This window comes from Larkinella terrae (assembly GCF_009668025.1).
Classification (GTDB): domain Bacteria; phylum Bacteroidota; class Bacteroidia; order Cytophagales; family Spirosomataceae; genus Larkinella; species Larkinella terrae.
Genome location: NZ_WJXZ01000004.1, coordinates 82,894 through 102,281 on the forward strand (window position 1 = coordinate 82,894; position 19,388 = coordinate 102,281).

The 19,388-nt window shown below is 51.6% G+C and carries 15 protein-coding genes; 9 read left to right on the forward strand and 6 right to left on the reverse strand.

Features of this window, described 5'->3' with window-relative positions:
- Together GJJ30_RS07370 and GJJ30_RS07375 are read left to right on the forward strand one after the other, a co-directional pair.
- A complete protein-coding gene (locus tag GJJ30_RS07370; protein WP_154174516.1) occupies positions 1–810 on the forward strand; it encodes a CheR family methyltransferase in 810 nt (269 codons plus the stop codon).
- Positions 792–1,382 (forward strand): chemotaxis protein CheB, encoded by a 591-nt coding sequence (locus GJJ30_RS07375; protein WP_154174517.1) that lies wholly within the window; start codon positions 792–794, stop codon positions 1,380–1,382. The genes GJJ30_RS07370 and GJJ30_RS07375 overlap by 19 nt, the downstream gene beginning before the upstream one ends.
- 3 nt (positions 1,383–1,385) lie before the next feature.
- Here the strand turns inward: GJJ30_RS07375 and GJJ30_RS07380 are convergent, their stop codons facing one another.
- Complete coding sequence (locus GJJ30_RS07380) at positions 1,386–2,162, reverse strand: hypothetical protein (protein WP_154174518.1); 777 nt, start codon at positions 2,160–2,162, stop codon at positions 1,386–1,388.
- Positions 2,163–2,409: 247 nt separating this feature from the next.
- Between GJJ30_RS07380 and GJJ30_RS07385 the strand changes: the two genes are divergently transcribed.
- Entirely contained in the window at positions 2,410–4,035 is a 1,626-nt protein-coding gene (locus GJJ30_RS07385; RefSeq protein WP_154174519.1) for an amidohydrolase family protein, read from the forward strand.
- A gap of 107 nt (positions 4,036–4,142) precedes the next feature.
- Here GJJ30_RS07385 and GJJ30_RS07390 read toward each other — a convergent pair whose 3' ends face one another.
- On the reverse strand, positions 4,143–5,738 hold the full coding sequence (locus tag GJJ30_RS07390; protein ID WP_154174520.1) for a M28 family peptidase: 1,596 nt from the start codon (positions 5,736–5,738) through the stop codon (positions 4,143–4,145).
- A gap of 324 nt (positions 5,739–6,062) precedes the next feature.
- Between GJJ30_RS07390 and GJJ30_RS07395 the strand changes: the two genes are divergently transcribed.
- Entirely contained in the window at positions 6,063–6,911 is an 849-nt protein-coding gene (locus GJJ30_RS07395; protein WP_154174521.1) for an alpha/beta hydrolase family protein, read from the forward strand.
- A 23-nt stretch (positions 6,912–6,934) separates the two neighbouring features.
- Here the strand turns inward: GJJ30_RS07395 and GJJ30_RS07400 are convergent, their stop codons facing one another.
- Entirely contained in the window at positions 6,935–7,924 is a 990-nt protein-coding gene (locus tag GJJ30_RS07400) for a lysylphosphatidylglycerol synthase transmembrane domain-containing protein (protein WP_154174522.1), read from the reverse strand.
- Between the two features lie 149 nt (positions 7,925–8,073).
- Between GJJ30_RS07400 and GJJ30_RS07405 the strand changes: the two genes are divergently transcribed.
- The 4 genes from GJJ30_RS07405 to GJJ30_RS07420 are packed head-to-tail and all read left to right on the forward strand — an operon-like array spanning position 8,074 to position 12,402.
- Positions 8,074–10,161: a DUF7657 domain-containing protein gene (locus GJJ30_RS07405; RefSeq protein ID WP_229313021.1), complete on the forward strand. Its 2,088-nt coding sequence runs from the start codon at positions 8,074–8,076 to the stop codon at positions 10,159–10,161.
- Between the two features lie 3 nt (positions 10,162–10,164).
- Entirely contained in the window at positions 10,165–10,911 is a 747-nt protein-coding gene (locus GJJ30_RS07410; protein ID WP_154174523.1) for a glycosyltransferase family 2 protein, read from the forward strand.
- Positions 10,892–11,296 (forward strand): DUF2304 domain-containing protein, encoded by a 405-nt coding sequence (locus tag GJJ30_RS07415; protein ID WP_154174524.1) that lies wholly within the window; start codon positions 10,892–10,894, stop codon positions 11,294–11,296. The genes GJJ30_RS07410 and GJJ30_RS07415 overlap by 20 nt, the downstream gene beginning before the upstream one ends.
- Complete coding sequence (locus tag GJJ30_RS07420) at positions 11,293–12,402, forward strand: glycosyltransferase family 2 protein (RefSeq protein WP_154174525.1); 1,110 nt, start codon at positions 11,293–11,295, stop codon at positions 12,400–12,402. Before GJJ30_RS07415 ends, GJJ30_RS07420 begins: the two co-directional genes overlap by 4 nt.
- On the opposite strand, the gene GJJ30_RS07425 is transcribed toward GJJ30_RS07420, so the two are convergent.
- Genes GJJ30_RS07425 through GJJ30_RS07435 form a run of 3 tightly spaced genes read right to left on the reverse strand, consistent with a single transcriptional unit; the run spans position 12,379 to position 16,310 of the window.
- On the reverse strand, positions 12,379–14,202 hold the full coding sequence (locus tag GJJ30_RS07425; RefSeq protein WP_154174526.1) for a hypothetical protein: 1,824 nt from the start codon (positions 14,200–14,202) through the stop codon (positions 12,379–12,381). The two genes, GJJ30_RS07420 and GJJ30_RS07425, sit on opposite strands and share 24 nt — an antisense overlap.
- 24 nt (positions 14,203–14,226) lie before the next feature.
- A complete protein-coding gene (locus tag GJJ30_RS07430) occupies positions 14,227–15,090 on the reverse strand; it encodes an FkbM family methyltransferase (RefSeq protein WP_154174527.1) in 864 nt (287 codons plus the stop codon).
- A gap of 11 nt (positions 15,091–15,101) precedes the next feature.
- Positions 15,102–16,310, reverse strand: a complete 1,209-nt coding sequence (locus tag GJJ30_RS07435) for a glycosyltransferase family 9 protein (protein ID WP_154174528.1) — start codon at positions 16,308–16,310, stop codon at positions 15,102–15,104.
- 144 nt (positions 16,311–16,454) lie between these two features.
- Here GJJ30_RS07435 and gcvP point away from each other — a divergent pair, with 144 nt between their 5' ends.
- A complete protein-coding gene (gene gcvP / locus GJJ30_RS07440; RefSeq protein ID WP_154174529.1) occupies positions 16,455–19,337 on the forward strand; it encodes an aminomethyl-transferring glycine dehydrogenase in 2,883 nt (960 codons plus the stop codon).
- Positions 19,338–19,388: the final 51 nt, after the last annotated feature.

The window sequence follows — 19,388 nt, forward strand, 5'->3', positions numbered from 1 at the left end:
ATGATAGAGGAGGATGAGGTAGATCTGGTGTTAAATGATCTCTTTGAGTTATATGGTTATGACTTTACGAATTACGCGCGGGCGTCGTTGAAGCGACGAATCAACCGGTTATTTCTTCTCGATAAATTTCCCAGTTTTGCCGAATTTCGGTACCGGCTTAAATCGGATGCCGACTACATAAAACGAGTGATCGAAGGACTTACGGTAACGGTTACCGAGATGTTTCGCGATCCCTTATTTTATAAAATATTGCGGGCAGAAGTAATTCCATCGCTGGCGTCCAAGCCTTTTATTCGAATCTGGCACGCCGGATGTTCGACCGGTGAAGAAGTGTTTTCGATGGCTATTTTATTGAAAGAAGCCGGACTTCTGCATAAATCACTGCTTTATGCGACGGATTTAAATCCGGAAGTTCTTGAAAAGGCGCGGAAGGGAATTTTTCCGATCGTCCAGATGAAACAATATTCTGAAAACTACATTGAATCGGGCGGAAAAAACGATTTCTCAGCGTATTATACCGCGCAATACAGCCAGGCAAAATTTGTCGAAACACTGGCAGAACGAATGATTTTTTCGACTCATAATTTAGTTTCGGACCGTTCTTTCAATGAATTTGATCTCATTTTATGCCGAAACGTGCTGATTTATTTTGATAAATATTTGCAGGAACGCGTCCTGAATTTATTTAACGAAAGCATCGGAACACTCGGCTATTTGGCTTTGGGTTCCAAAGAAACCCTCAATTTTTCAGCCATCAAGCCGAATTATAAACAGATAAATAAAGAAAAAATATGGCGGAGAATAAGCTAAAAACCGCCTGTAAAGCTGTCGTTATCGGGGGCTCTGCGGGCAGTATTGAAGTATTGTTAAAACTGCTTCCTGCTTTATCTCCACCTTTGTCATTTGCGCTGATTATCGTTCTGCACCGCAAAAATTCGACCGATTCATCGCTGGTTAATCTGCTGGCGCTTAAAACAAACCTTCCGATTCGGGAGGTGGAAGACAAAGACGCGGCTGCTCCGGGCGAAATCTACCTGGCTCCCGCTGATTACCATCTGTTAATCGAAAAAGAAGAGATGTTTTCGCTCGATGATTCCGAAAAAGTGAATTACAGCCGCCCGTCGCTGGATGTTACGTTCGAGTCGGCGGCCGATGTTTACGGTTCTTCCCTGGTTGGCATTCTGTTGTCGGGTGCCAATGCCGACGGAACGGCGGGTTTAAATACGATCAAAAAAAAGGGCGGAATCATTGTCGCCCAAAAACCGGAAACCGCTCAGTCCAGTTTTATGCCCCAGCAGGCAATCCTTTATACGCCAATCGATTACGTATTTGATGTGGAAGAACTGACGGTTTTTGTCAATTCGCTTAATGCCAACGCTTGAACGTTACTGTTCTTCCACATTCCCCGCGCCCAGTTCCTGAAACAGCGTCTGCCAGTACTGCGTCACCGCCGGGTTGTTTTCTTTGACCGACGCATTCGGCGCAAACGGTAAAATCATCGAAATGTCGGGGCTGCCAATGGTGTACTGCTTCAACTGACCGGCGTCGGCTTTAGCCCACTCCTCCGCCTGTGCGTTGTCTTTCGGGGGCGTTTTGTGGAAATCCCGGCGCCCGGCGCGGTAAACACTTTCGACCATGTCGCTGAGGTAATATACTTTCACCGTCGCACCGGTTTCGTTGGCTTTGGCAATCACCGGCAAACTGGCCCAGATATCGGTTTCCTTACCCGACGACGACGGGTTGGGGGCCGCCAGTTGCTGCAACACGCGCTGACGAATAGCGGTTTTTTCCCGACCCAGCGACAAATCAAAACTGGTTTGGGCGGCTTCGCGGTCGGTGGCGTTGGCGCTGCTGATGTCATCCATCTCCGAGCGCGTCGTCACCGAGAGGGCGCGGGCCTTTGAGGTGTTTTCATGGATGAAATAAACGTCCAGTTTATCGCCTTTGTTCCTGATATTCTGTTCGATAATCTCATTGACTGCTCCCTGGTATTTCTGCGCGACAAATGCCTTGTTGGCGTTGACACTGACGGATTTATCCAAAAAGATCAGGGTATGGATGGGCTCGGTTTTGGCCGTTTTCGGATCGTTTTCTTTTCCCGAATCGGAAGAACAGGCCGCGAGAGTCAGAAGCAGGACGCAGCTAAAAACTATTTTTCTCATAGTTGCTTAACAATCATCAGATTTCCGGTTGTCGAATCGGTGGCAACGGTTTTTGTAAAACTTCCCCCACGGTGAGTTGTTTGGCGTTGGGACACTGATCCAGAATAATTTGTATTTTCTCTTTCAATAATTATCTGAATTACAGCTTTTACCGGACGCGGATGAAAACCGTATTCCGGAAAATCAAATGTACCAACAAACTCCGTATCTTGCTTACTCTGCTGATCAACAAACTATCCCATCTGGTATGAACCTCGTTTTTACCCGTTTTAGTCTGCTCTTCCTGGTCATTATTTCACTGGCTCATCGGCTACCGGCTCAGATCACGAACGCTCCCGCGCGCACCGAAGGCGACGGCCCGCACAAACGACTCATTATCCGGGGTGTTACCCTGATCAACAGCACCGGAGCGCCCCCGATCGGGCCGGTGGATATTGTGGTCGAGAAAAACCGCATTGCGCAGATCCGGCAGGTCGGTCATCCCGGCGTTCCAATTGATCCAAAAGCTCGTCCGCAACTGACGGCGGGCGACAAAGAACTGAATTGCGAAGGCATGTACCTGATGCCGGGCTTTGTTGATATGCACGGCCACATTGGCGGCAAAGCGCAGGGAACGCCGTCTGAATACGTTTTTAAGCTCTGGCTGGGCCACGGTATTACCACCATTCGCGATCCGTCGGCGGGCAACGGCCTGGATTGGGTGTTGGAACATCGCGGCAAAAGCGAGCGCAACGAGATTACGGCACCGCGCATTAAGGCGTACACGTCGTTTGGGCAGGGCGCGAAAGAACCCATCACAACGCCGGAGCAGGCCCGCGCCTGGGTGCGCGAAAATGCGAAGAAGGGCGCCGACGGGATTAAGTTTTTCGGGGCCGAACCGGCGGTTTTTCGGGCAGCTCTGGACGAAAATAAAAAACTGGGACTGCGCTCGGCCTGTCACCACGCCCAGCTGGAAGTGGCCCGGATGAACGCGCTGGCGACGGCCAAAGCCGGGCTGACCTCGATGGAACACTGGTACGGTTTGCCCGAAGCCCTGTTTGAAGACAAAACGATCCAGTCGTACCCGGCCGATTATAACTACAACAACGAGCAAAACCGCTTCGAGGAAGCCGGAAAACTCTGGCTGCAGGCGGCCAAACCGGGCACGGAAAAGTGGAATAAGGTGATGGACGAGCTGATTTCGCTGGACTTCACGCTTGATCCAACCTTCAATATTTACGAAGCCAACCGCGAGCTGATGCTGGCCCGCCGGTCGGAGTGGCACGACGAATATACGCTCCCGGCGCTCTGGCGGTTTTACGGACCGAGCCGGATTTCGCACGGTTCGTACTGGCACAATTGGGGCACGGAGCAGGAAGTGACCTGGAAGCGCAATTACCAGCTCTGGATGGCGTTTGTCAATGAATACAAAAACCGGGGAGGCCGCGTGACGACGGGTTCGGACTCGGGCTTTATTTACCAGTTATACGGTTTTGCCTACATCCGCGAGCTGGAACTCCTGCGCGAAGCCGGTTTTCATCCGCTCGAAGTGATTCGGGCGGCCACTTTGAAAGGGGCCGAAGCGCTCGGCATGGCCGATCAGATTGGCTCGGTGGAAGTCGGGAAGTTCGCTGATTTTGTGATTACGGAAGAAAACCCGCTGGCAAATCTGAAAGTGCTGTATGGCACCGGCGCGATTCATTTGAACGAGAAAAACGAAGTGACGCGGGTAGGAGGGGTGAAGTACACTGTAAAAGATGGCATTGTCTACGATGCCAAACAACTCCTGGCCGACGTCCGGAAGATTGTCGTGGAAGCCAAACAGAAAGAAAACTTCGAAATCGTCCAACCGGGCCTGCCGCCCAAACCCGCCAAGCTCTCGGGCGGGAATTAAAACCGTCTTGAACTTAGATTACGCAGATTAAAGGATTAACCAGGATGACTGGCGCGTTCAATAAATCGTAGTTAATCCTTTAATCTGCGTAATCCCGGTTCAGATGATTACGGTTTGTTACTATCCACAACCAGTTTATTATCCCGGTTCGCAATTTCCCAGGCGGTGTAAAACACCAGCCGGGCGGATTTTTCGGCCAGCTTGAAATTGATCTTCTCAACGTCGTCGCCGGGGCGGTGGTAGTCGGCGTGGAGGCCGTTGAAGTAAAAAATAATGGGGATTTTGTGCTTCGCGAAGTTGTAGTGGTCGGAGCGGTAATAAATCCGCTGCGGATCGCTGGGCTCGTTGTATTTGTAATCCAGTTCCAGCGCCGTGTATTTCCGATTGGCGTCTTCGCTGATCTGGTGCAGTTCCGACGATAATTTATCGGAACCAATGACGTAAATGTAGTTGTCGGATTTCCCTTCGTGCAGGTCGTCGACGCGGCCCACCATGTCGATGTTCAGGTCGCAGACGGTTTTGTCGAGCGGTAACACCGGGCTCATGTCGGTGTAATACTGCGATCCCAGCAGCCCTTTTTCTTCGCCCGAAACCGTCAGGAACAGCAGGCTCCGGCGCGGGCCGTGGCCTTCGGCTTTGGCTTTGGCAAACGCCTGCGCAATCTCAATAACCGACACCGTTCCCGAGCCGTCGTCGTTGGCGCCGTTGTTGACCTGACCATCCGGGTTGACGCCGATGTGATCATAATGCGCCGAAACCACGATCACTTCATCCTTTTTGTCTGTACCTTCCAGAAAACCGACTACGTTGCTGCTTTCGAGCAACACGTCTTTGCGCTCGGCTTTCACACTGATTTTCCCTTTCAGCGCGCCGGAATTTGTCTTACCGGTTTTGCTGATTTTGGCAGCCGCAGCCTGCAATTTGGCAGGAGTCGTATTGAGCAGTTCCGCGCCCATTTCCTGCGGAATCAGAAACGTGCCAACCGCGCCGATCTTCTCCATCGATGGTTTGAGGCTCAGGCGGTTAAACCGCCCCATCAGGGCTGTGCGCTCGGCTACCAACCGGCGGTAGGCTTCCGGCGATTCGGCCGAAACGATGAACACCTGCTCGGCGCCCTTGTCTTTGGCAATCGTTACTTTTTTCCGCAGATTTTCCTCGCTGCTCCATTCTGAAGGCTTATCGGAGTTGGTAATCAGATACGTACCGTTGGCTTTTTTAGGCTCGCCCTCCAGAATGACCACCGCTTTTCCCTGCACATTCACCTTCGCGTAGTCATTGTAGGTATCGGTCATAATTCCGTAGCCCACAAAAATGGTTTCGAACGCGGCTTCCTGCATCACGCCAAACAAACCGTTGACGATAAAATCCTTCGGATACGTGTACGTTTTGTCCCCGGCTTTGACGTAAAAATCGCCCCAGGTTTTCTGGTAAAGCGTAAATGGTTGAAAATAACCGGTTTTTCCGTCTTCGGTTTTGACGATGGGTTGCAGTTTTTCGGCGGCAAACTGCTTGGCAATGTAATCGGCGGCTTTCCGCTGGCCGGCCTTACCGGTTTCGCGGCCTTCCATATCGTCGGCTGCCAGCACGCGCAGGTGTTTTTCGAGGTCGGCGGCCTGAATGGTGTTGGCATAATCGGTGGCGGTTTGGGCCGTGGCCAGCTGCGCGAGCAACAGAAAACCGGCACTAAAAATCGAATATTTCATTGAGTTGTTGTGAAGAAAATGACAAAGTAAAAAGCAGGAACAGAGCTATTTCCATTCCTGCCTGCGCAAATATAAAACGAAAATGTGGGTTAATTCAGTGCCCCGTCCCCTGTTGTTACACAATCGCCACCGGCTGGATTTACGGCAATAGTTGCCAAACCGCTTGCTGCACTTTGTCGTTCCGAGCCCGGATTTAGGATTCTCTGCGCACCGCTCAGCGTTACACATCAAAAGTATCGTAAAATGCAACATGCGTCTCAGCGGTCCCGGGCGCGCAAACCCATCTTTGCTGAGATTTAACATGCTGTTCTAACAACATCTACGATGGAAAAAATAGTCATTACCGCTTCAGACGGGTATCAGCTGAGCGCTCTTTATGCCGCTCCTGTCACTAAAAACGTGGGCACTGTCGTCATCAGCTCGGCTACCGGGGTCCGGAAAGAATTTTACCTGCATTTTGCGCTTTTTCTCGTTGGCCAGGGATATACGGTTTTGCTGTATGATTACCGGGGAATCGGCGGATCGGCGCCGAACGATCTGCGTAAAATGGATGCGTTCATGCACGAGTGGGGAACCAAAGACATGAATGCGGTTCTCGATTACCTGGTCCGGGAAAAAGGCATGACGGATATTATCTGGCTGGGGCACAGCGTTGGTGCTCAGCTGATTGGCTTTCTGGAAAAACCACATTACATCCGCAAAGTGATTTCGATCAATTCGGCGCTGGGGTATTGGCGGTATTTCCCGTTTCCCATGAACTGGCTGATCTGGGGGCTCTGGTATTTTATTGGTCCGCTGATGGTTAAACTGTACGGGTATGGGGTGATGACCAAGATCGGCTGGGGTGAAAATCTGCCGCGCAACATGATGAAGGAATGGCGATCGTGGTGCCTCAACAAAACCTACTTTCGGGAGTCGCTGAGACAGGCGCTGCAATCCGATCAGTTTTCGCAGTTTACTATACCGATTACCTCCGTGTACATGAGCGACGATTTTATTGCCAATGACAAAACCGTACCGTTGATGTTGAAATTTTTTCCGAATTCTCCCCAACGAATCCGGAAGCTGTCTGTTCGGGAATTTACTCAGGAAAAGGTAGGGCATACGGGCATATTCCGGAAGAAATTCCGGCATAACCTCTGGCCGGTTCTGGTGGAAGAGATCCGAAAGTAAAAACCGGTAGCGACTTTCCACGTCTATTGACGCACCCGGTTTTTGGCCAGAATAGACGGCACGATTAAGAAGCTCAAACTACCCAGAAGTAAGTTGATTCCGAACCCGACGGCGTGCAGAAATGTCGCGACGGCTGCTCCTTCGGTGGGCGAAAAACCGTATAGCACCAGGACCCGGCTCACCAAAAAATGGTACGTACCGATGCCGCCCTGTGTCGGTACGGCCAGCCCGCCGAGGGAGCTGACGGCCAGAATAGCCAGGGCGGCCGTGGGAGGCAGGGAACGTGTACTGTCCAAAGCCATCAGTAGCCAGTAGGTACTAAGCCACGCGAAAAATTGACTTAACACTGTTAGAAGTACAAACAATAATGAATTGGGTAACTGACTTATGGCACTAAAACCCATCCAGAGCCCCTTAACACTGTTAGCTATTTTTTGCGTAAAAGTATGTTTCTGAATGGTCGAATTCCGTAACATGTACCAGAAAGCCCATCCCAGCACGGCTAAAATGATCAGTCCGCCGAAAAGAAGGGTCCAGCCGGTTTGGTCGGGAACCCGGAATGACAAACCGGACAGATACGATTGCATCCGGCTTAGTTCGAGCAGAATCGTAAGCAGCAGAACAACGCCCAGCATGAGCAAATCGATGATCCGCTCGGCCACTACCGAACCCACCCCCTGCGCGAACGGAACCTGATCGGTGCGCTGTAAGGTTGCGCAGCGGGTCAATTCGCCCGAACCCGGTACGATCAGGCTGGCAATCACGCCCGCGAGGGTGGCAACCGTCGCCCGAAAAGCCGTTGGAAAATACCCGAGTGCGAGCAACGGCTGCTGCCAGCGTTTGCCGCGCACCAGGTAATACAAAACCGTTGCGAAACCCACCAGCGCGATCCAGCCGTAGTGGGCCTGCCGGAATTGCCGTCCGATATCGACGAACGAAATATCCTTCAGGGCATACGTTAACAGGGCCAGCGCCAGGCCAAGCGGAAGGAGATTTCGGAGTTGTTTCTTCATTCAGTTTTTTTCGAATCGCCTGTAAGTTAGACAAACATCGATAATTTATGGCACATAATTTGACCCGAATCCTGCGTCCTACTACCTTTGAAAAGTACCTTGCCGGATATATTCCTGACTCTGCCCAATGCCAACTTGGTTAACCAAACATGTCAAAATCCAATAAAAGAAAGCCCGCGCCCATTCCGTTAAAACCCAAAACGGGCGATAGCCCAATCAGTGAAACCAGCAGGCCGGTTCAGTCGGCCGGAAAAAAAACGGATGCCTCAGTGGGAGACATCAAACCGGTGGTCGGCGGCTTCGAATTGATTCGGGTCGATTCCCGTCTGAAATGGTTTCTGGGCATTTGCATTGGCTTGTTTGTGCTTTTTACCCTTGCTAAAATCCACCCGATTTCCCTTTCCGTCTGGAACCAGATGTTGCCCGACGGCAGCGATGCCAAACGCGGCCTCATTTCCGGAACGCCCCGCACCATCCGGATGGACGATTACGCCGTCGGAACGCCCTGGATCCTATCCCAGGTGAACCGGGATTTTCCGGTTGAAAACGAGACGATTGGTGGCGAAAAGGCCCCAATTTTAACCGTTCCCACTCGCCATTTCAGCACCCTGTTCCGTCCGGAATTCTGGGGTTTTTTTCTGGTGAATACGGAATCGGCTTACGCCTGGGTCTGGAATATCCGGATCTGTCTGGCGGTCATTGGCGTTACGCTTATGTTACTGCTCCTGACCCGCAATAATTTCTGGTTATCCGTTTTTGGCAGTTTCTGGCTGCTGCTTTCGTCCGGTACGCAATCCTGGACGTATATACCTGCCAGTATGATTGCGGGTGCCAGTCTGATTTTTGTGGCAGCGGTCTATCTGTTATTCAGCCAAAACCGCCTGAGAATCATCGTGGCTGCCATTGCGCTGGCGTGGTTGCTGATGTATTACGCGCTGATCTTGTACCCACCCTACGAGGTTCCGATGGGTTACGTGCTGGTGGCTTTGCTTTTGGGGTATATCCTCAATCACTATGACCAGAAAAGGCTGCTGAATCAATGGCCCGTTAAGCTGGGTGGTGGAGTATTGGCACTTGCGGTTTTAGGAAGTTCGTTTTACCTCTATTACCAGGATGTAAAGCCAACGCTTGATGCCATCATGAACACCGTTTATCCGGGAAAACGGAGTGAACTGGGCGGAACCGGTTTTATCGCCAACTGGTTTTCGGAGTATTTTTCCTGGTCGGTTCAGGATACCAAATTTCCAAAAAACTGGCTGAATCACTGCGAATTGTCGCATTACATCACCTTCGCTCCGATCATCATTCCCGGTTTGATCGCGGCTTTTGTCATTACCCGCAAAATCGACTGGGCGCTGTTGTTTCTAGGTCTGTTTGTGATTGTCGGATATCTGTGGATTGAAGTCGGTTTTCCGCAATGGCTCGCCAAGATCACGTTATTCAGCATGAGCCCCACCCGGCGGACTCAGATTCCGTTCGGCATTGCCAACGTTTTGCTGACGGTTCTTTACCTGCACTACCTCGGAACGCACACGGTTCGGACGCGCTCGCTGTATACGGCCCTGAGCGTGGTGGGCGTGCTGGCTTTCATGATTTTTGCCGCCCAATTGAACATTAACGACTCGGACGGTTTTTTCAAATGGCATCAACTCTTTCTGCCGGTGTTGTTCTTCGCCGGGCTGGGAACGTTGCTGCTCGTAACCTGGCAGCCGCCGTATCGCAATCTGATTTTCTGCGGAGCGATGGTGGTTTTTCTGCTGCCGAATTTCAAACTGAATCCGGTATCGAAAGGGCTGGCGCCCCTTACGCAACACGCGCTGTACCGGGCCGTGCAGGATATTCACCAGCGCGAACCGCAGGCGAAATGGGTGGTTTATGGCAGCCAGTATGTGTCGTATCTGGTGACGGCCACTGGCGTCGATCTGTTAAGTGGCGTCAAGTACATTCCGCCCCGGAAGATTCTGAACGTACTCGATCCGCAGATGAAACGCGATTCGGCATATAACCGTTATGCCCATACCGTTTACAATAGCTACATCGATGGCCGGGATACCGTCATCATCCAGAATACGTTCGAGGACGGTTATCAGGTTTTGATGGACCCCTGTTCTCCTAAATTCAAGCAACTCAACGTCAAGTACATCGTTTTCGACCGGCAGCCACAGGCCGCCGAAATCCGGTGTATGAAACCGGTAACGACTTTAGGTTCCCTCCAGATTTACCGAATCAACGATTGAGCCATGCCCACTGAACGAATTCTGGTCATCGTCCCGTGTTACAATGAACAATCGGCCATTGCGTCGGTCGTCAATGAAATCAATCGGATCAGGCAATTGGTTGATTTACAGATCGATGTGCTGGTTGTCAATGACTGTTCGACGGATAATTCGCTGCAAGTCATCCGAGAGCTGGCGTGTATTCACCTGAATTTACCGGTTAATCTCGGGATCGGAGGGGCCATGCACGCCGGGTATAAATATGCGTTCCGGAATCAATATGACATTGCCGTTCAGATCGACGGCGACGGCCAGCATCCGGCCGACGAACTGGTGAAAATTCTGGAACCCATTCGGGCGGGCCGGGCCGACGTCGTGATCGGGTCCCGGTTTCTGAACAATACCGGTTTTCAATCGACCGCCTTACGGCGGATGGGCATTAATTACTTTCGCTGGCTAAATCAACTGTTGGTCGGACAAACAATTTTTGATAGTACGTCGGGCTTCCGGGCGTTCAACCGGCGAACCATCGCGATTGTCAATGATTATTATCCCGACGAATATCCTGAACCTGAGTCGATTGTTCAATTCGGTTTGCATAAACTCCGGATTCAGGAAGTACCCGTTATGATGCGCGATCGCCAGGGGGGCGTGTCGTCCATTACGTTTACCAAATCCATCTATTACATGTGGAAAGTGACACTCAGTACGCTTTTTGCTTATATTCGTTTGCGCAATAATCCGTACCGACATGGAAACCCTGCCTATTAGGATTCAGATACTGAGCATCGCCGGTGCGCTGGTATTCATGTTTGTGATCGCCCGGCTGATTATCAAAGGCCGGTTGCGCGAAGAATATTCCATCCTCTGGATTATCTGTACCATCATTCTGATTGTTTTTTCGATCTGGCGCCGGGGGCTGGAACAAATTGCGCTGCTGCTGGGCGTCTATTACCCGCCATCGCTGATTTTCCTGGCGGCCATTTTCGCCATTACGCTGTTTCTCGTTCACCTTTCCATCGTCAATTCCCGGATGCAGGAATCGATCAAGGATTTGACGCACGAACTGGCTTTTCTGAGGAAAGAAGTGGAAAAACTCCGGCAGAAAGAAACCGTGTCGGCCACCGGAATTGAAACGCCGGTCAACGAAAAATGACGGTTTCTGCCCTTTCCGATGCGCAGCCTGCCTGGGTGCCGGAGCTTAGTATCATCCTTGTTTCGTACAACAGCCTGTCTGATCTCCAGCGGTTTCTGCCCACTTTACGCGCCCAGAAAACCGGTTTTTCGTACGAAATTATCGTGGTCGATAACCACGGCAATGATGGTGTCCGGGATTGGATCAAAACCGCAAAGTCCCCGATTCGTTATTACCAGAATACAACGAATTCCGGGTATGCCGGAGGAAATAATCTCGGGTTGAAATACGCATCCGGGCGTTGGACGCTCTTTCTGAACCCCGATACAGCATTGTTGCCCGATTGCCTGGAGCGTTTGCGAAAAACCGCCCATGAATTTCCGGACGCGTTCATTACCCCGAAACTGCTCAATCCGGACGGTACGATCAACGCCTGTGGCAACGTCATGCATTACACCGGCATCACGACCTGCCGTGGGCTCAACGAACCGTCGGGCACCTACACGAATCTGGAAATCGTTCCATTGCTTTCGGGCGCGGCTTTTCTGGCGCCCACGCTGGCCCTCAGACGATTAGGTGGATTTGACGAAACGTACTTCATGTATTTTGAAGATACGGATCTTTCGCTTCGGGCGCGGCTGGCGGGTTATTCGCTGCTGTGTGACGCCCGCGCCGGTATCGTTCATCATTATAAACTAGGGATGAATCCGCGCAAGTTTTATCACCTGGAACGAAACCGGTTGCTGACGTTTCTCAAAATTTTTTCCCGCAAAACGCTGCTCCAGCTTCTTCCGGCCCTGCTGATTACCGAGGCCATGACCTGGGCTTACTCGCTGCGGGGCTGGGCCTATTTTCGGGCGCGTTTTCAAGGGTATTACTGGCTCTGGAAAAACCGCCCGGCCTGGCTCCAAAACCGCCGGACCATTCAGCAAAACCGGCAGATTCCGGACCAGGCGATCCTGAACGATTCGCTGCTCTCGCTACCGTTCGAACAGTTGGCAGGACCGGCGCTGGGGCGGTTTTTGAATGCGTTTACCCGGCCGCTCTTCCGGCTGCTGCGACCGTCTGCCAAACCGGAATTGACTCCGGAGCCAAAAACGCCTTTAGACGTCGAACGTGAGATTTAGCGGTTGATACGATTGCGTTCGGCCGTTGGTCAGGTGCAGCCACAGCGTGTAATGCCCCGGTTTGAGATCCGTTTTTTTGATGACGCAGGAAAAACCGGCACCCAGAAATTGCAGCGACTGGAGCTGATTGACCACATCATACCGAACGTGTTTAGCGGTTTCAAACGCGTAACTTTGCGCGCCGGATTGTGCAATCACCTGCGTCGTTACCCCTTCGGATGGCGTGCCGTTCAAAACCGCCCAGGACTGGAAGAAAACAAGGTAATCGTGCGTGGGGTAAGGCTTGGCGTCGCTCACGATATCGTTCGTAGCCGCCAGGTTTTTGGCATCGGTCGGTTGGGGTAAACTACGGATCTGATCGAACGTGATGTTCGGAAGCTGGTAAATTTTTTTCTTTAGAGCATCCTCAAAAATCACTTTTGCCTGTTTGGCGTCAGACCAGTACAGGATCAGGTTGTCTGTATTATCGTTGTAAAAAGCGCTGCTCAATTGCAGCAGCCGGGTGCGGTCTTCTACTTTTAAAAGGCCCTGCTGCTGCGAATTTCGGAACAGATACACCGAGATTAACAGAAATACCACGCCAACAACGGGCCGGGCGTACCGATGGGTTATGGTTTCCAGACTCATCACATACAAACCAATAAAGAGCACGACCGACAGAATGCCGTAACGTGGGCTAAATGCCTGCACGACCCCGAAGCCCGAGCGCGTGGCCATCAGCGAGAGGCAGGTGATGTAAGTAAACAGCAACAGGGCCGGAATGGCGGTGTTGCGGATAACGGTTTTTCGGAAAAGCTGCCAGCCAAATAAACCCAGGAACAAAAACAGGAAGAATTTTCCGGCGCGGGCCGGGTGTTCAGGTTTGGCCGAAAAAACAGAACCGCTGAGCGTAAAAAAGTAGTCGAAAGCGCGTGACGTATTGTTCACCAGCGAATCGTAAATGTCGGGATGGTGGGCGGGTTTAGCGTAGCGCCAGAAATAGAACGCAAAGGTCACAACGGTCAGACTCGTCCAGATGGCGAGTTTTTTATATTGTTTTAGCACGATTAAAACCGGAATACCGACCAGAAACGTGAACATGCCGTTGCCGCTCGTGAATGCGGCCGCCACGCCCGCCAGACAGGCCACGAAAAACCAGTTTGCTTTTTTAGGCGTCTGACTCAGGGCGTAAAAACTAAGAAGCGCAAAGACGACGACGTACAAATTTTGAAGCGAAGCCATCCCCCAGACGGTCAGTTCCCAGAAATGGAGCTGAAAAAGGCCGAAAGCCACCGGTACAAAATACAGCAGTTTATCGGCCAGCCGCAGTCCGGAAAAGGACGAACGGAACAGCAGATACGCTACGAAAACGAGCGACAGGTTGCCGACCAGAATCAGATGCCGGAAATTCAGCGAACCGTTCAGGTAATAATCCAGCAGGAAAACCAGCCGATCAAAAACGATCCGGTGTTCGTTGTGCTGCGAGAAAATAAGCCTGATCTGTTCGGCTGCCGAATGGGTGTTGAATAAATAGGTAGATAAAAATTTTAAGGCGCTGTCAAAATCGTCTTCAAAAGGTAAATTGACCGCGTTGTTGTAAACCGTTTGGTAATAAATAAAAACCGGTATGAGCAGCAAGCCAATTCCTAAAACCGCTTTGCCGATGACAAACACGGTTTTTTCGGGCTTCGGATCGGACGGTGTAGTGGGAGCTTTTTCGGCTTTTGGCGAAACCGCCGGTGATGTGGCTGCAGACCGGTTTTTAACGGCATCGGTTTTAGTTGACGTTGCCTGAGCGGCTTTGGGTTTTTGCTTCGCCATTGGATCAGTATCGTGCGGTAAAAATTAGGCTTTTTCGGGGTGGATAAAAAGCAGATTGATATACTTGTTGACCGGTTTTGATCCAAACTGATAGAGATGGTTGTAATCGGTTTCAACTACTTTTTTCTGTTCTTCATCCACGCGCCGGGGCTGGTATCCGTTGTCTTTCAACAGATCGAGATACGCTTTAGGCGTAATTCCGCTGTTGGTGAGTCCTCGCGGCCAAAACTCCGTCAAAATCAATGGTTTGTGTTGTTTCAGAATTTGCTCCCCGCCCTTCAGTGCAAAGTATTCAAATCCCTGAACATCAATTTTAATCATGTCCACTGGCTCGGTGATTACATCATCGAGCCGCAACGTCGGAACATCCACAAATTCTTTGAAATCACCGTCGTTATAAAGCCGGTAATCACCGGTGTTGAAAGGGTGCTTATACAGCCGCATCTGCCCGGCCCGATCGGAAATAGCAGCATTGTGAAGTACAGCATTGCTGACCTGATTCAGGGCGACGTTCTTTTGGAGAAGCGCAAAATTGGCGGGATCCGGTTCAAACGAAATGACTTTGCCGAATGTTGCTTTGCGGGCTACTTCGACCGTGTAATAACCGATGTTGGCGCCAATGTCCAGAAGTGTCGTGTGGTTTCCGACGTGCGAGAGTAATACTTCCGTTTCCAGTTCCTCGAATTTTGCGCGTCGGGCAATTTGCAGCGTATCGTTTTCATCCAGATAAAGTTGAATGTCGTTGACCGGATACGGTTTTTGGGTGTCAATTTTGCCCTTCAACCCTAATTTATAAGCGTAAATGGCGGCTTTAAAGCTAATCCGGTCGCCATCGAGTCCGGCCGCATCCAGCAGTTTCGTCGCGGTATTGATCAGGAAATCTTTCATGCGCAAACAAGTTATAGAGACAGAGACAGGCTATTGAGCTGGTGAATTTTTTGGGAAATAAGCCGTTGCGTCGATTTCTGATCAAGCTCATCCACAAAAATCGATTCAAAACCGGGTCGTGGCAAGGTCGCCCCCCGGCTGTTAACGTGGTCGTGAATGATGATAACAGGCTGGTTGCCAATCGGGAAAAACTCAAAACCGGTGCCGTTTTTCTTGTAAAAAGAAAGTACTGGGCACCAAATACCGGAAAAATGAGCGGGAAATGAATCCAGCGAGATCGCCAGACGCGCTCGTTTTGCCAGGGTCGCAATATCTTCGATGGTTAATTTTCCCACGGCATCAATCAGGCGATTTCGAAACGGTTTTAGCTCGTCATTTTCAAAAATACGCGACGACTGGTTGTTTTGTCCGCATAAGATGACCGCCAATTTGGTTTCATTTAACAGATTTTCCAACAGACGCTGCCAGAAAGCCACCGGCATGTTTTTCTCCTCCATGCCCGTTTCCGGAAAAAGTAACACAAAGGGCTGGTCAGCCACCGGAAATCCCAGCTTTGGGGTCAGGGCCTCCAGACCGGTTTCCTGAAAATAGAAAATGGGTTTGAGGCTTTCCAGACGGATATCCAGACCTAACTCATGGAAAAGCGGCATGCTGACGGCCAGATGATGAAAGGTACTTCCGCGCTCGGGAACAAAATATTCGGCATCCAGTAGTCCGCCAAACCGGCGGGTTCCCATTCCGATGCTTTTCTGAACGCTCAGAAACGGCAACAGAAAATGCGAAGTTGGGTCGGCGTACCGAATGTCGAGCGACAGGTCATAAACTTCCTGCCGCAATTGTCGAATAGCCTTCAGGCTGGTTTGCCAATGGATCAAAACTTTTTTCCAGAACGGAATCGGCCGGCGGTTACAGATTAAATGGTCCACATGAATCACCTGCCGGATATGCGGATTTCGTTTCCAGATCGGATCACACCAACTGCTGGCGACGACATCGATGATCGAGTTGGGATATTTCGTACGAATGAGGGGCAGAATATAGGAGAAGACGAGCGTATCGCCCAAATGCCCAAAAGTCAGCAGTAAAATTTTAGAGGGTTCCGTAAACGAAGAAGTTCGCTTTTTACTGAACAGCCAAACCAGCCCATCCGTGACAAAATCGACGGATCGGAGAAAAAGACGAATAAGCGGTTTTCGTTCGTAATAGCGTCGGACAGGCATGTCTACGATCGGATCTTAAGTAAAACGGGTTGAACTAAGCAGAGGTATACCCGATTCTGAGAAAATTAGATAACGCGTAAAACTTATAATTTTCGTAATTTCGTACATCCATCGAATTACTGTCTTTCGGTTACAACTCCATCAATGAAGCTTAATCCCAGCTATCAGGAACGTTTCGAAGACCGGCACAACGGTTCTGACGTTTCTCAAACGAATGCTATCCTGAAAACCATCGGCGTCGGCTCGGTGGACGAACTCATCGAACAAACGGTTCCCGCCCTCATCCGGCTCGAAAAACCGCTCGATTTGCCCGCAGCCAAATCCGAACATCAGTTTCTGGCTGATTTCAAGAAACTTGCTCAGCAAAATAAGATTTATAAATCGTACATCGGCACCGGTTATTACGATACCATCACGCCGAACGTCATCCTGCGCAATATACTGGAAAATCCGGCCTGGTATACGGCTTACACGCCTTATCAGGCCGAAATAGCTCAGGGGCGCCTGGAAGCACTGCTGAATTTCCAGACCGTGGTGATCGACCTCACCGGGATGGAAATCGCCAATGCCTCCCTGCTCGATGAGGCCACGGCCGCGGCCGAAGCGATGCACGTCCTGTTTGCCCAACGCTCGGCGGCCCGGAAATCGGCCATGACCTTTTTTGTGTCGGATCGTTGCCATCCGCAAACGATTGACGTCATCAAAACCCGTGCCACGCCCCTGGGCATCCAGGTGGAGGTGGGCGACCACCAGCAGGTCGACGTTACGCACGACGATCTGTTCGGGATGTTGCTGCAATACCCGGCTTCCGACGGGGAAGTATTCGACTACACCGACCTGATTGCGGCCGCCCACGAACACAACGTTTTTGTGGCCGTGGCCGCCGACCTGCTCAGCCTGACATTGCTGACTCCGCCGGGCGAAATGGGGGCCGATGTGGTCGTGGGTTCATCGCAGCGGTTTGGGGTTCCGATGGGCTACGGTGGTCCGCACGCAGCTTTTTTTGCCACCAAAGAGGCTTTCAAGCGCCAGATTCCAGGCCGTATTATCGGCGTTTCGGTCGATGCGGAAGGAAACCACGCGCTACGGATGGCCCTGCAAACCCGCGAGCAGCACATTCGCCGGGAAAAAGCAACTTCCAATATCTGTACAGCGCAGGTTCTGCTGGCCGTCATGGCGGGCAGTTACGCGGTTTATCACGGACCGCAACGACTCCGGGCCATTGCCGAGCGCGTACACGGTTTAACCAAATTGTTTGCGACGGTTTTACGCTGGAACGGCTATAAAATTCAGACGCATAATTACTTCGATACGGTTACCGTAGAAGTCGATGATGTGGAATCCCTGCGCAAATCGGCACGGACGGCGGGTGTTAACCTCCGGTATCTGGACGATGAGCGGGTCAGCGTTGCCTTTGACGAGGTGAAAAACGTTGATGACGTGGTTCAACTGCTGGACGTTTTTGGCGTCAACAGTTCCATTGACGCGGCTCTTGACACGCTGACGATTAACTGGCCGGAACGCCTGGTTCGCCAATCGGATTATTTGACGCACCCGGTTTTCAATACGCACCATACCGAGCACCAGATGTTGCGGTATTTAAAATCCCTGGAGGAAAAAGACCTTTCGCTGGTGCATTCGATGATTTCACTCGGTAGCTGTACCATGAAACTGAATGCGACCGCCGAAATGATTCCGGTCACCTGGCCGGAATTTGGAGCTTTACACCCGTTTGCGCCGAAAGATCAGGTGGCCGGTTACCAGAAACTGGTCGATGACTTGAGCCATTGGTTGTGCGAAATTACCGGTTTTTCCGCCGTATCGCTGCAACCCAACTCCGGTGCGCAGGGCGAATACGCCGGTTTGATGGTGATTCGGGCGTACCACGAAAGCCGGAACGACGGGCACCGCAACGTCTCCCTGATTCCGTCGTCGGCGCACGGTACCAACCCCGCCAGCGCCGTGATGGCCGGGATGAAAGTCGTGATTGTGAAGTGCGACGAACGCGGAAACATTGACGTGGCCGACCTGAAAGCGAAAGCCGAACAATACAGCAACGATCTGTCGTGCCTGATGGTGACGTATCCTTCGACACACGGCGTTTTTGAAGAAACGATCAAAGAAATTTGTGACATCATTCACGAGCACGGCGGTCAGGTGTACATGGATGGAGCCAACATGAACGCGCAGGTGGGACTCACCAGTCCGGCCACGATTGGCGCCGATGTTTGCCACCTGAACCTGCACAAGACCTTCTGCATTCCGCATGGCGGGGGCGGACCGGGCATGGGGCCGATCGGCGTTGTGCAACACCTGGCGCCCTTTCTGCCGGGCAATCCGATGGTGGAAACGGGCGGTAAACAGGCTATCCACGCCGTTTCGGCGGCTCCGTACGGTTCAGCCAGCATCCTGACCATTTCGTACGCGTACATTGCGATGATGGGGGGCGACGGTTTGACCAATGCCACCAAAACCGCTATTCTGAATGCCAATTACCTGAAAGCGCGGCTGGAAGAACATTACCCGATTTTGTATACCGGTAAAAACGGTCGTTGCGCGCACGAAATGATCGTCGATTGCCGGCCGTTCAAAGCTGCGGGAGTGGAAGTGGAAGACATCGCCAAGCGCCTGATGGACTACGGTTTTCACGCTCCGACGGTTTCGTTTCCGGTTCCGGGAACGATGATGATCGAGCCGACGGAATCGGAATCCAAAGACGAACTCGACCGGTTTTGCGAAGCGCTGATCAGCATCCGCGCCGAGATTCGCGAGCTGGAAGAAGGCAAAGCCGACAAGGCCAATAACGTTCTCAAAAACGCCCCGCATACGGTCAGTGTATTTATTGCCGACGAGTGGAATCGTCCTTACAGCCGCGAGAAAGCCGCTTTCCCGTTGCCGTACGTAAAAGCCCGCAAATTCTGGCCGAGTGTCAGCCGGATCGACAACGCATATGGCGACCGGAATCTGGTCTGCGCCTGTCTGCCGGTGGAAGAATACGCGTCGGAGGCTGTGGGAACGGCGTTGTAAATTCCTGGAAAGAAATAGAAAAGCCCTCGCTTCATTTTAGGCGAGGGCTTT

Coding starts and splice junctions, on each gene's coding strand:
- GJJ30_RS07370 (WP_154174516.1), top strand. CDS start 1: ATGATAGAGGAGGATGAGGTAGATCTGGTGTTAAATGATCTCTTTGAG.
- GJJ30_RS07385 (WP_154174519.1), top strand. CDS start 2,410: ATGAACCTCGTTTTTACCCGTTTTAGTCTGCTCTTCCTGGTCATTATT.
- GJJ30_RS07430 (WP_154174527.1), bottom strand. CDS start 15,090: ATGAAAGATTTCCTGATCAATACCGCGACGAAACTGCTGGATGCGGCC.
- GJJ30_RS07415 (WP_154174524.1), top strand. CDS start 10,892: ATGGAAACCCTGCCTATTAGGATTCAGATACTGAGCATCGCCGGTGCG.
- GJJ30_RS07405 (WP_229313021.1), top strand. CDS start 8,074: ATGTCAAAATCCAATAAAAGAAAGCCCGCGCCCATTCCGTTAAAACCC.
- GJJ30_RS07400 (WP_154174522.1), bottom strand. CDS start 7,924: ATGAAGAAACAACTCCGAAATCTCCTTCCGCTTGGCCTGGCGCTGGCC.
- GJJ30_RS07435 (WP_154174528.1), bottom strand. CDS start 16,310: ATGCCTGTCCGACGCTATTACGAACGAAAACCGCTTATTCGTCTTTTT.
- GJJ30_RS07410 (WP_154174523.1), top strand. CDS start 10,165: ATGCCCACTGAACGAATTCTGGTCATCGTCCCGTGTTACAATGAACAA.
- GJJ30_RS07425 (WP_154174526.1), bottom strand. CDS start 14,202: ATGGCGAAGCAAAAACCCAAAGCCGCTCAGGCAACGTCAACTAAAACC.
- GJJ30_RS07420 (WP_154174525.1), top strand. CDS start 11,293: ATGACGGTTTCTGCCCTTTCCGATGCGCAGCCTGCCTGGGTGCCGGAG.
- GJJ30_RS07390 (WP_154174520.1), bottom strand. CDS start 5,738: ATGAAATATTCGATTTTTAGTGCCGGTTTTCTGTTGCTCGCGCAGCTG.
- gcvP (WP_154174529.1), top strand. CDS start 16,455: ATGAAGCTTAATCCCAGCTATCAGGAACGTTTCGAAGACCGGCACAAC.
- GJJ30_RS07375 (WP_154174517.1), top strand. CDS start 792: ATGGCGGAGAATAAGCTAAAAACCGCCTGTAAAGCTGTCGTTATCGGG.
- GJJ30_RS07395 (WP_154174521.1), top strand. CDS start 6,063: ATGGAAAAAATAGTCATTACCGCTTCAGACGGGTATCAGCTGAGCGCT.
- GJJ30_RS07380 (WP_154174518.1), bottom strand. CDS start 2,162: ATGAGAAAAATAGTTTTTAGCTGCGTCCTGCTTCTGACTCTCGCGGCC.